Annotated in this window: 13 protein-coding genes; 9 read left to right on the plus strand and 4 right to left on the minus strand. The window is 69.7% G+C overall.

Features of this window, described 5'->3' with window-relative positions:
- Positions 1-122 precede the first annotated feature (122 nt).
- Together BLV31_RS13220 and BLV31_RS13225 are read left to right on the plus strand one after the other, a co-directional pair.
- Positions 123-356: a hypothetical protein gene (locus BLV31_RS13220; RefSeq protein ID WP_019289588.1), complete on the plus strand. Its 234-nt coding sequence runs from the start codon at positions 123-125 to the stop codon at positions 354-356.
- 13 nt (positions 357-369) lie between these two features.
- A complete protein-coding gene (locus BLV31_RS13225; RefSeq protein ID WP_064061651.1) occupies positions 370-1,254 on the plus strand; it encodes an alpha/beta fold hydrolase in 885 nt (294 codons plus the stop codon).
- 10 nt (positions 1,255-1,264) lie between these two features.
- Here BLV31_RS13225 and soxR read toward each other — a convergent pair whose 3' ends face one another.
- Positions 1,265-1,756 (minus strand): redox-sensitive transcriptional activator SoxR, encoded by a 492-nt coding sequence (gene soxR, locus BLV31_RS13230; RefSeq protein ID WP_064061652.1) that lies wholly within the window; start codon positions 1,754-1,756, stop codon positions 1,265-1,267.
- A 96-nt stretch (positions 1,757-1,852) separates the two neighbouring features.
- Positions 1,853-2,071 carry a hypothetical protein gene (locus BLV31_RS13235; protein ID WP_230826497.1) on the minus strand — a complete coding sequence of 73 codons (219 nt, stop codon included), beginning with the start codon at positions 2,069-2,071 and terminating at the stop codon, positions 1,853-1,855.
- Between the two features lie 184 nt (positions 2,072-2,255).
- On the opposite strand from BLV31_RS13235, the gene BLV31_RS13240 reads away from it, so the two are divergent.
- The 5 genes from BLV31_RS13240 to BLV31_RS13260 all read left to right on the plus strand — a co-directional run bounded on the left by BLV31_RS13240 (position 2,256) and on the right by BLV31_RS13260 (position 8,332).
- Positions 2,256-3,626 carry an MFS transporter gene (locus BLV31_RS13240; protein WP_064061654.1) on the plus strand — a complete coding sequence of 457 codons (1,371 nt, stop codon included), beginning with the start codon at positions 2,256-2,258 and terminating at the stop codon, positions 3,624-3,626.
- Positions 3,627-3,641: 15 nt separating this feature from the next.
- Positions 3,642-4,298, plus strand: a complete 657-nt coding sequence (locus BLV31_RS13245) for a response regulator transcription factor (RefSeq protein WP_006552782.1) — start codon at positions 3,642-3,644, stop codon at positions 4,296-4,298.
- Between the two features lies 1 nt (position 4,299).
- A complete protein-coding gene (locus tag BLV31_RS13250) occupies positions 4,300-5,727 on the plus strand; it encodes a sensor histidine kinase (protein WP_064061655.1) in 1,428 nt (475 codons plus the stop codon).
- The gene (locus BLV31_RS13255) at positions 5,724-6,656 is read left to right on the plus strand and encodes a TAXI family TRAP transporter solute-binding subunit (RefSeq protein ID WP_064061656.1); all 933 of its coding nucleotides are present in this window, start codon (positions 5,724-5,726) and stop codon (positions 6,654-6,656) included. Before BLV31_RS13250 ends, BLV31_RS13255 begins: the two co-directional genes overlap by 4 nt.
- A gap of 1,130 nt (positions 6,657-7,786) precedes the next feature.
- A complete protein-coding gene (locus BLV31_RS13260) occupies positions 7,787-8,332 on the plus strand; it encodes a hypothetical protein (RefSeq protein WP_139192952.1) in 546 nt (181 codons plus the stop codon).
- Between the two features lie 16 nt (positions 8,333-8,348).
- Here the strand turns inward: BLV31_RS13260 and BLV31_RS13265 are convergent, their stop codons facing one another.
- Complete coding sequence (locus BLV31_RS13265; protein WP_024101068.1) at positions 8,349-8,714, minus strand: HNH endonuclease; 366 nt, start codon at positions 8,712-8,714, stop codon at positions 8,349-8,351.
- 69 nt (positions 8,715-8,783) lie between these two features.
- Complete coding sequence (locus BLV31_RS13270; RefSeq protein WP_019289578.1) at positions 8,784-9,854, minus strand: class I SAM-dependent methyltransferase; 1,071 nt, start codon at positions 9,852-9,854, stop codon at positions 8,784-8,786.
- 206 nt (positions 9,855-10,060) lie between these two features.
- Here BLV31_RS13270 and BLV31_RS13275 point away from each other — a divergent pair, with 206 nt between their 5' ends.
- On the plus strand, positions 10,061-10,447 hold the full coding sequence (locus BLV31_RS13275) for a TA system antitoxin ParD family protein (RefSeq protein WP_006552789.1): 387 nt from the start codon (positions 10,061-10,063) through the stop codon (positions 10,445-10,447).
- Complete coding sequence (locus tag BLV31_RS13280; RefSeq protein WP_006552790.1) at positions 10,444-11,013, plus strand: ATPase; 570 nt, start codon at positions 10,444-10,446, stop codon at positions 11,011-11,013. Before BLV31_RS13275 ends, BLV31_RS13280 begins: the two co-directional genes overlap by 4 nt.
- Position 11,014 lies beyond the last annotated feature (1 nt).

Here is an 11,014-nt window from a genome sequence, read left to right on the forward strand (position 1 = left end):
TGTCGCCTTCGGGAGGGATGCACGCGCGGGACCGTCGCGAAACATCAGGAGTGGTTCCCATCACCGGAAATAGTGTTACCGTTGGTCACAAATACAGTGGCCGGTATCGAAGGAGGCCTCCCATGTCGATGCTGCGCGGCAGCCCACTCCGACATCGGATCCTGTTCGTCCTCGCCGTCCCCCTCGGCGCCGGACTGCTGTCCGCCCTCGGACATCTCGTCCAGCGCCGCCACGGCCGGCCCACCTCCGTCTCCGAATCCCTCTTCGCCATCGCCAGCAGCCTGCGCCGCCGCACGCTCTTCACCCGACCCACCGGCGACCACCCCCCGGCCCCCGAGACGCCCGGACAACCATGACCACAGGACAACCATGACCACCCACACCGTCCCCAACGGGCCTATCCGACTCCACGTCGTCGAAGAAGGCAACCCGCACGGCCCGACGCTCGTCCTCGTCCACGGCTGGCCCGACACCCACGCCCTGTGGGACCGCGTCGCACCCCTGCTCGCCGACGACTTCCGCATCCTGCGCTACGACAACCGCGGCGCCGGCGCCTCCACCGTGCCCCGCGCGGTGGCGCACTACCGGCTCGAGCACCTCGCCGCCGACCTGCACGCCGTCATCGACGCCCTCGCCCCGAACGAACCGGTCCACCTACTCGGCCACGACTGGGGCGCGGTGCTGTGCTGGGAAGCGGTATGCGAACCCGACGCCGGCGATCGCATCGCCTCCTACACCTCGATCTCCGGCCCCAACCTCGACCATCTCGGCCTGTGGATGCGCCGTCGTCTCCGACAGAAACGCCCACTCGGCCCCGCCGAACAGGCTCTCGCCTCCGCCTACACCCTCGCCTTCCAGATCCCCGCTCTGCCGAATCCGGTGCTGCGCGGCCCGCTCGCCCACCACTGGCCGGCCTTCGTCGGGTTCTTCGACCGCATCGATCCCACCGCGATCGCACCGGTCGCCCCCACCCTCGCCGATGACATGGTGCACGGACTGTCCCTGTACCGGGCGAACATCCGCGCGCGTCTCACCCGACCCCGCGAGCGGCGCACCGACGTCCCGGTCCAGCTGATCCAGAACCTGCGCGACCGCGCGGTACGCCCCGTGGGCTACGAGGACACCTCCCGCTGGGTCACCGACCTGCGCATCCACCCGCTCGACGCCGGGCACTGGTCGCCGCGTTCCCATCCCCGCGACGTCGCCGACGCCACCGCCCGGTTCGTGCAGCAGATCGAAGCCGCGCGCACCTGACCGCATGACCTCAGCCGGACGACTCCGCGCGCGGCGCCGCCTCCACCGGCGGATCGTCGTCGTGCACCGGTAGCCGACGCGGACCCGGACCCTGCTGCCCGAGCACGTCACCGGGATTCGCGAGCGGACACGACGCCAAACTCAGACAACCGCAGCCGATGCAATCGGTGAAACTGTCGCGCAACGCGGTGAGATCCTCGATGCGGCGGGTCAGCCGGTCGTGCCACGCCCGCGACAGCCGCGCCCAGTCCTCCGTCGTCGGCACACGACTGTCCGGCAACGAATCGAACGCCTCCTTGATCTCGTCCAGGGACACCCCCACACCCTGCGCGACCTTGATGAACGCGACCTTGCGCAGCGTGTCGCGACGATAACGCCGTTGATTGCCCGAGGTGCGGCGACTGGTGATCAGACCACGCGACTCGTAGTAGTGCAGCGCCGAGACCGCCACCCCGGAACGGTCCGCCAACTGGCCGGGTGTCAGCCATACAGCAGGGTTCATCGGCCCCTCCTCGCCGCGCAGACATCGTGATCGAGTTGTGCTGCACAGTACCGGCCACCGGAGGCACCGGGCACCCGGGTCGCGTGAGCACCAGGGTCAGAACGGCGGCGGCCCGAACTCGGCAGCGACCTCCGGCGCATCCATCCGCAACATGTCGTACGCGGTGTGCGCCAGCGTCCGCACCGACTTCGGGTACGGCCGCTCGAACCGCTCGCAGACCCGCGCGGTCGCCAACGCCGCCTCGAACCGCCACTTACGGGAACCGCTCACGAACGTCCGGGCCTGGAACAGATAACTCGATGCGGGGATCGTCACGTCGATCACCGTAGAACCTCCGACCGGCACAGCGGGGGATCGGCACTCCGCGCGCCACGCCGATCCCACCCGTCCGACCACATTCCTAAGGGAGTGTTAGGAACCGCCACAGACCCTTCCGCAACCACTGTGACCCGAACCACTGTGGGGAGCGCACAGATCCACGCAGCGAAAGGAGTCCCGGGTGAGCACCACCTCGACGGGCGAACGCCGAGTCATCGGCAACGTGTTGAAAGGCTCGGTCGGCAACCTGATCGAGTGGTACGACTGGTACGTCTACGCCGCGTTCAGCGTCTACTTCGCGAAGGAATTCTTCCCCGAAGGCGACCCCACCGCCCAACTGCTGTCCACCGCAGCGATCTTCGCCGTGGGATTCCTCATGCGACCGATCGGCGGCTGGATCATGGGCCGCTACGCCGACCGGCGCGGACGGCGCTCGGCGCTGACCCTGTCGGTCACCGTCATGGCCGTCGGCTCCCTCATCATCGCCGTCACCCCGGCCTACGCGACCATCGGACTCGCCGCACCCCTTCTTCTCGTCCTCGCCCGCATGATGCAGGGACTGTCCGTCGGTGGTGAATACGCCACCAGCGCCACCTATCTCGCCGAGGTCGCCTCACCCGGACGCCGCGGGTTCTACTCGAGCTTCCAGTACGTCACCCTCGTCGCCGGACAGCTCATCGCCCTCGGCGTCCAGATCGTCCTGCAGCTCACCCTCTCCGCCGAGGCCATGCAGGCGTGGGGCTGGCGCATCCCGTTCGTCATCGGCGCCGTCGCCGCCGTCGCCGTGATGTGGCTGCGCCGCACCATGGACGAATCCGAAGCGTTCACCGAGGAAGTCGCGGCCAAGAGCGCCACCGACCGGCCGGAGGGCACGCCCGAGCAGGGCGGCATCCGGATGCTGCTGCAGTACCCCCGCGAATGCCTACTGGTGTGCGCGCTGACCCTCGGCGGTTGCGTGGCGTTCTACACCTACACCACCTACATGCAGAAATACATGATCAACACCTCCGGCATCTCCAAGGACACCGTCGCCTGGATCAACTTCGCCGCCCTGCTGGTGTTCATCGTCCTGCAACCCATCGGCGGGGCCCTGTCGGACCGCATCGGCCGCCGCAAACTACTCATCTTCTTCGGGGTCGGCGGCACCGTGCTCACCGTCCCGCTGATGACGATCCTCGGCAGCACCACGAACCCGCTGATCGCGTTCGGGTTGATGATGCTCGGCCTGACCGTCGTCACCGGCTACACCTCGGTCAACGCCATCGTGAAGACCGAACTGTTCCCCACCAAGGTCCGCGCGCTCGGCGTCGGCCTGCCCTACGCGCTGACCCTGGCGATCTTCGGCGGCACCGTCGAAACCGTCGCACTCGCGCTCAAGCGCGCCGGCCACGAATCGCTATTCTTCTACTACGTGACCGGCTGCATCGCCGTCTCGCTCGTCGTGTACTTCTTCATGCGGGAGACCTCCGACGGATCACCCCTGGACCGCACGAGCACCGACCGCACGAGCACCCCCGACGAGCACGCCGACCTGGCCACCTCGCGGCACTGATCGAAAGGGACCCACGTGCAGATCGCGGTGGTCGAGGACGACGACGGCGTCGGCGACGCCCTCGTCGAAGCCCTCACCTCCCACGGCCACCGGCCGATCCGCATGCGGCGCGGCGCCGACCTGCTCCTCGGACACCGCGACCTCGACGTCGTCATCCTCGACCTCGGCCTGCCCGACGCCGACGGCCTGCAGGTGCTCCGGCAACTGCGGGCCGTCAACGACGTCCCCGTCGTGATCCTCACCGCGCGCGGCGACGAACGCTCGGTGGTACGCGGCCTGCGCGGCGGCGCCGACGACTACCTCGTCAAACCGGCCCGCCTGGCCGAACTGCTCGCCCGCGTGGACGTCGTCACCCAACGGCGCCGCGCGCTGTCCGAGTCCTCCCGCATCGTCCGCGCCGGCGACGTCGTCGTCGACCTCGATGCCCGCGAAGTCGAGGTGGGCGGCGAACCGGTCACCCTCACCCCGAAGGAATTCGACCTGCTCGCCGTCCTCGTCGCCCGCCCCGGCGCCGCGGTCAGCCGCCAACAACTCATGGACGCCGTGTGGGGCGACGCGTATGTGGCGATCTCCCGGTCGCTCGACGTGCACATGACCGGGCTGCGCGCCAAACTCGCCCGCCCCGGACTCATCTCCACCATCCGCGGCTACGGCTACCGGTGGGGCGGCTGACATGCACCGGCGGGTCCTGGCGGTGCTGCTCGTCTTCGCGACCGTCGCCGTCGTCGCCTTCGCCGTCCCGCTCGCCCTCGCCACCAGCGCCGGCCGTACCGCCGTCCTGGGAGCGAACCGGGAAGCCGACGCCCACCACTTCGCCACCCTCGCCGTCCAGACGCGCGCCCCCGGCAGCACCGCCCTGCTCGACGAGGAGGTGACCCGCTACCACCGGCTCTACGACGAGGGCGTGCTCATCGTCGACGCGCGCGGCGCACCCCGCGCGAGCGCGGGCCTGACCCCGACCGACCCCGGTGTGCCGGAGGCGATCACCGCCGGTCTGCGCAACCAGAAACAGGGCATCGGCGGTCCGCTGACCCCGTGGTCCCCGCACCGGGTACTGCTCGCCGTGCCGGTGGGTACCGGCGCCCAGGTCGAAGGAGCCGTCGTCGTCGACGTGTCCACCGACGCCGCCCGCCACGACATCCGCACCTCGTGGCTGCTCATCGTCACCGGCGCGGCAGCGGCCCTCGTGCTCGTCACGATCCTCGCGACCGCCCTGTCGCGGTGGACAGTCCGTCCGCTCACCGCGCTCACCGCGCGGGTCGCCGCGCTCACCGACAGCGTCCCGGCACTGCATCCACGCTCCCGCACCGGCGACACCACCGTCTCGGTCCGGTACCACGGCCCACCGGAGGTCCGGGAACTCACGCAGGCCTTCGACACCATGTCCGAAGCCGTCCGCACGTCCACCCGCGCCCAGAAGCAACTCATCGCCGACACCGCGCACCAACTCCGGAACCCGCTCGCCGCCCTGCACATCCGACTCGACTCCCTCGAACCGCACGTCGCCGCCGCCGGCGCGGAGACCTACCGGCGCACGGCCGTCGAAGTCGACCGGCTCGGCGGCATCCTCGACGGCCTGCTCGCCCTCGCCACCGCCGAATCACCCACCGACACAGCGGGAACCGAAGGACACGACGGGTGCGATGTCGGCGCCGTCGTCGCCGACCGCGTCGACGCCTGGTCCGAGGCCCTCGCCGAGGCCGGCATGACCGTCACCGTGGACGAACCGACCGGGCCGCGCCTGCACGCCTGTTTCTCCGCCGACCATCTCGCCCAGGTGCTCGATGTGCTGCTCAGCAACGCGAGCAAGTACGCCCGCGCGGCCACCGGGGTCCGCATCACCACCCGACACCACGACGGGACCATCCGGATCCGCGTCGAGGACGACGGCGCCGGAGTCGCACCCGATGAGCTCGGCGCCCTCACCTCCCGGTTCTTCCGCGGGTCCGGAGCCGACGGGCCCGGCACCGGCCTCGGGCTGTCCATCGCGGTCGCGCTCGTCGAGACCGGCGGCGGCACCCTCGACCTCGCCGCCGCCGACCCGCACGGACTGGCCGTCACCCTGACCCTGCCCGCCGACTCCCGCGCGGAGGCATCATGATCACCCGCCGCGATCTCCTGCGGTCCGTCGCGCTGCTGGCGGTGGGCGGAGCCGTCGCCGGCTGCACGCGCACCGGAGAGAGTGAGGAACTGATCCTGGCGGCAGGGGAGGAGGGTGGGTTCTTCTGGGAGTTCGCCGAACTCACCGCGGCCGCCGCCGACCGGGCGGGCCTGCCCATCGCGATAGTGCCGGAACGCACGCCGGGGTCGGTCACCAATCTCGCCACGCTGACGGCGGGGGACGCGGAGCTGGCGCTGACCCTTACCGACGTCGCGGTGCGGGCCCACGACGAGGGCGCGCAGTTCACGGCGATCGGGCGGGTCTACGAGAACTACATGCAGTTGGCCGTGCGTGCAGACTCACCGATCCGGAAGATCGCCCAGTTGCGGGGCGCACGGATCAGCCTCGGCGCTCCCGGATCGGGTGCCGAATTCACCGGCGAACGCATCCTCGCCGTCGCCGGGCTCGCCGAGCCGGGAGCCGTCACCCGGGTGCACCTGTCGATGGCCGACGCCGGTCGCGCGCTGGTGGACGGCGAGATCGACGCGGTGCTGTGGGCGGGTGGTGTTCCTACCCCGTCGTTTGCGAACCTGGGTGTGTCGCTACGGCTGATCGATCTGTCCGTGCTCCTCGAACCGCTGCGGGCGCGATTCGGTTCGCGTTACGAACCGGTGCTCATCCAGCCCGGCACGTACGGGCAGCCGGACGCCGTCGCCACCATCGGCTTGGGCAACCTCCTGCTCGCCGGAGCCTCGGTGTCGGACGAGGCCGCCGCCGCACTGGTCGATCTGCTCGTCGACCACGCCTCCGAACTCGTGCCGGCTCAGGCCACCGGCAGCCAGTTCCTCGACCGGCAATCGCTGATCGTCACCGCCGATGTCCCGCTGCATCCGGGAGCGGTGGCCGCGTACCGGCGCCATCACGGCTGACGAGACGGGCGGACAGGGGAGAAGGGGCCCCTGAATCGTGCCGACCCAGGCACATAGTGGGGTGGAAGGCATGCGCTGGTGTCGGTGGGATGCGGTGCGGAGATCGGGCTCGCCCTCGAGGTTCGAGGAGATCGGGACCGGATCGGCTGTGCAGGGGACATGCGCGGGGCACAATGGAACCGTTCACCTCTGTGTGCGTGAAATTCTTTGGCAGCCAACACGATTCATGGATAACGGTGATTATCCATCAAATGTGGAAGAGGCGAGAAGGGGCGATCGGTGGTCGCAGCACCCCGGGGGACGGGATGATCCCGCGCCACCAACATGCGTATCGTCCGCGCGATCTGCGGCGCGCAACGCGCACGCGACGACCACACGGTGCTGCCGCAACGCCGCATCGGTGAACCGTGGGTCGGTGCAGTGTGCGCGTCGCTGCGGCATGGCACCCGATGCATGAGCAGCCGAACGCGCGTCGAGCGGATCGGCGGCTCGATCCGGCACGGGCGCGGGCAGGCCGGTCGCAGTCCGGAGGTGAGCCGGACTCGAGCCAGAGGCCGAGTGACAGGTGGGGCCCATCGCATCGATCCGGGGCGAACCAGGGATCTCCGAACGCCTCGGACGCCCTGCCGCACCTGTCCGGAGGAGGTCCGGTTCCACTCCAGTTAACATAATGTAGATTATCGGCAATTTGGATATGGGCGGTGAACTGGGGTTCGGCGCTGATAATCCCGATGCTGCCGAGTGACGTCCCTGATCCGCAGATTCGCGCCGTCGTCGCACGCACTGCATCGCGTCGTGCGCCGTGCCGTCCGGCGCGCGTTGTTCCCTCCGCCTCGTGCGACGTGCGAACCGCGCCGAACGACGCGCTCCCGGCACTCGAGCTTGCCGCGCATTCGCCGTGCCCGGCCCGGTCCGTGCCCGGCCCGGTCCGCCGCCTGGTGTCGGTTCGCTGCCTCGGACGCCCGATACGACCTTCCGGGCCCGCCACCCTCGCCCCCTGCCTGTCCGCCCGGCCGTCGTGAAAACGTCACAGTGACGTTTTCACGTGGTCTAGCGGGTCCCGCGGTGGACACCTATCTGCGTCGATATCATCGGCGCGGCAGTGACAACGCGATCCGGGAAGGTCGACCGTGACGCAACCACGGCTCCTGCGTTCCTGGGTGGTCTTCGCGATCACCACCGTCCCGTTCTATCTCTGGGGTGCACTCACCGACGGTGAATTCGACATCACCGGTGCGCGTCTGCCGGTCAGTGCGTTGATGTTCGTCTGCCCGGCACTTGCGGCCCTCGCCGCCGGCGGCGGGCGCGAGTCGGCCCGGCGGCGCATGTGCACGCTGCCGCGCGCGCTGTGGCTGATCGTCGCACTGTTTGTATCAGCTGCGCTGGTGCTGGTCGCATCCATCGTGGTCGCCGGTACCGGTCCGTCCGGCATCTCGGTCTCCCTCGTGGCGGTCGCCGGTGCGTATTTCGTTGCGACGGTGTGCGAGGAACTCGGGTGGACGGTGGACGCTCCTGGCGGCGAGCGGGATCTGCTCGCCTGTCGCGTCCGCGGTGGCCGTCGGGGTCGCCGTGCTCGTCCTGACCTGTCTGCGGGTCGCATCCCGCCGGGTCGAGGGTGCGGACTCCCCTCCTCTGCCTCGGACGATAAACCCAGAAACGTCACAGTGACGTATTAATCTCGCCTCCCGTGCATTATGACGCTCGCCGCAACCGCCGCAACTGCGCGGACAGATAATCCCGGGCACGGCGATGACCACCGACCCGGACGAGTTCGTCGGCGAGCTCCTCGAGCAGTCGTGACAGCAGCTCCTCGTCGGGTGACCAGCCCTCGCGCTGCCGGCACCGGTCGAGCCATTCGACCGGCGCGATGTGTCCGCGGTCGGCGTTGCAGCGTCGGCACGCGGCGACCTCGTTGGCGGTGATGCTCGGCCCGCCCTTCAGGCGCGGCACCAGATGATCGGTGGTCGGGGTGATCAGCCGCCCGAACTCCCGTCCACACCACAGGCACCGCCCGTCCTGACGGTCCAGGGCGAGCGAGAGTCGGGTGACGCGGTCCATCCTCCGATCGTCGCCTATCGGCGCCGCCGTAGTCGCCGATGAGTCCGATCCGGTGTCCCGGAGACTGTTTCAGGGGCGTGCTTCGAGGACGAGGTTGAAGGGTGTTTCGGTGGCGCGGCGGAAGGTGCCGAATCCGGCTTCGGCCGCGACATCGGCGAGCCGTCGCTCCCCGGCCTGCGCGCCGAGCCCGAGCGCGACCGGCTGGTCGAGGGACGACGGGGTGCACAGCACCGTCGATGCGGCGTAGTACATCCGGCCGACCGGGTTGAGGTTCTCGGGCAGGCTGTCGCGGGCGAACGGTTCGACGAGCATCACCGCGCCGTCGTCGGCGAGCGCGCCGCGCGCGTACCGCAGTGCGCCGACGGGATCGCCCATGTCGTGCAGGCAGTCGAAGTAGCAGATCAGGTCGTAGTCGGATCCGGGGAAGTCGGTCGCCGAGGCGACGGTGAAGGTGGCGTTGTCGACGCCCTCCTCCGCGGCCAGTTCCGTCGCCCGCGCGATGGACGCGTCGTGGTAGTCGAAGCCGCGAATGGTGGACTGCGGGAACGCCTGCGCGAGCAGGGTCGTGGAGACACCGTGGCCGCAGCCGATGTCCGCGACGGTGGCGCCGGCGCGCAGTGTGTCGACGACCCCGTCGAGGGCGGGCAGCCACACGTCGACGAGGTTGGCGCGGTAGCCGGGGCGGAAGAACTGTTCGGTGCCGACGAACAGTTCGGGATCGTGTTCGTGCCAGCCGAAACCTTCGCCGTTGCGGATGCGTTCGGCGATGCGGCTGCGGTCCTTGTACACGGAGCCGATCAGGTGGAAGCCGCCGGCCAGGTAGACGGGGCTGTCCTCGCGGGCGAGGGTCATGGCGTGTTCCGGTGCCAGACTGAACGTTCCGGCGTCGGGATCGTAGGTGAGATAGCCGCTGGCGGTCTCGGCGGAGAGCCATTCGCGCAGATAGCGTTCGCGGATGCCGGTGCGGTCGGCGAGTTGTTCGCTGCTGACCGGGCCGGCTTCGTCGAGCGCGCGCCACAGTCCGAGTTCGGCGCCGATGAGCACCAGTGCGCCATTCATGGCCGCACCCATGTCGACGACGAGTTGTCCGAGGGTCTGCTCGAGTCGTGCTTGGTCGGGTTCGTGCATCTCCGTGGTCATCACGCACCTCCTGGCGATGGGAGTACTCGCTCACGGTAGGTCGCGTGGCCGGTTCCGCGGCGACGGCTCGGGTTCGATCGGGTGTCGATCCGGGTGGCGGTGCGTAGCAGGAGGTCACGAACCGGGTGGTGGCGGGAGGATTCGGGGGTGCGTGGCGTGTTGCAGACAGCTACGCTTGTAGCAGACTGCAACATCAGGAGGCCGTCATGACGTCATCCACCGACAAGGTCACCCGCTTCGACGCCGAACTCGTCGACAGCGCCATCGCCGAGGGCGGCCGCCAGAACCGCACCGGACGCCAGCAACTCGAATACTGGGCCCGCATCGGCCGCGCGATGACCGCCCACGAGACCGCCTCCCTGCACCGGGTGCACGAGGCGCTGGCCGGGACACGGGAGCTGAGCGAGCTCACCGCCGCCGAGGGACGGCTGTTCGACGCGGAGATCGATGCGCGCCTGGCGGACGGGCTGGCCCGCACCGACTACGCCGAGATTCTCGCCGCGCGTGGGGTCACCACGGTGGTGCTCGACGACGAAGGCCGGCTGGTCGAGCAGCGTCCCGACGGTAGTCGTCAGGTGCTCGACGACGCATGAGGCGTCTGGATCTGATCGTCGGTCCCAACGGTTCCGGCAAGTCGACGTTCGTCGAGTTGTCCCTCGCTCCCCTGCTGCCGCGCAGCGTGTTCGTCAATGCGGATGTGATCGCGCGGCAGCGCTGGCCCGACCGGGCGGAGGAGATGTCGTACGAGGCGGCGCAACTCGCCGCGGCGGCGCGGGACCGGTTGCTGCGGCAGGGCCGGTCGTTCATTGCGGAAACGGTGTTCTCGCATCCGTCGAAGCTGGAGTTGATCGACCGCGCGCACGAGGTGGGGTTCACGGTGGTGCTGCACGTGATGCTGGTGCCCGAGGCGATGTCGGTGCTGCGTGTACAGCACCGGGTGGCCTCCGGTGGGCATGCGGTGCCCGAGGACAAGATCCGGGCGCGCTATCGGCGGTTGTGGCCGCTGGTGACCGAAGCGATCGGCCGCGCCGATCAGGCGTCGGTGTACGACACGGCGTCCGGGACCCCGGTGGTGGTGGCGCGGTTCGCCGGCGGGGTGCCGGTGGGTGCGGTGCGCTGGCCGGGATGGGCGCCGGCGGCGCTCACCGGGCTCGGCTGAG

Source organism: Rhodococcus pyridinivorans (assembly GCF_900105195.1).
In the GTDB taxonomy this organism is placed as follows: Bacteria; Actinomycetota; Actinomycetes; order Mycobacteriales; family Mycobacteriaceae; genus Rhodococcus; species Rhodococcus pyridinivorans.

Coding starts and splice junctions, on each gene's coding strand:
- BLV31_RS13220 (WP_019289588.1), top strand. CDS start 123: ATGTCGATGCTGCGCGGCAGCCCACTCCGACATCGGATCCTGTTCGTC.
- BLV31_RS13225 (WP_064061651.1), top strand. CDS start 370: ATGACCACCCACACCGTCCCCAACGGGCCTATCCGACTCCACGTCGTC.
- soxR (WP_064061652.1), bottom strand. CDS start 1,756: ATGAACCCTGCTGTATGGCTGACACCCGGCCAGTTGGCGGACCGTTCC.
- BLV31_RS13250 (WP_064061655.1), top strand. CDS start 4,300: ATGCACCGGCGGGTCCTGGCGGTGCTGCTCGTCTTCGCGACCGTCGCC.
- BLV31_RS13255 (WP_064061656.1), top strand. CDS start 5,724: ATGATCACCCGCCGCGATCTCCTGCGGTCCGTCGCGCTGCTGGCGGTG.
- BLV31_RS13265 (WP_024101068.1), bottom strand. CDS start 8,714: ATGGACCGCGTCACCCGACTCTCGCTCGCCCTGGACCGTCAGGACGGG.
- BLV31_RS13270 (WP_019289578.1), bottom strand. CDS start 9,854: ATGACCACGGAGATGCACGAACCCGACCAAGCACGACTCGAGCAGACC.
- BLV31_RS13275 (WP_006552789.1), top strand. CDS start 10,061: ATGACGTCATCCACCGACAAGGTCACCCGCTTCGACGCCGAACTCGTC.
- BLV31_RS13280 (WP_006552790.1), top strand. CDS start 10,444: ATGAGGCGTCTGGATCTGATCGTCGGTCCCAACGGTTCCGGCAAGTCG.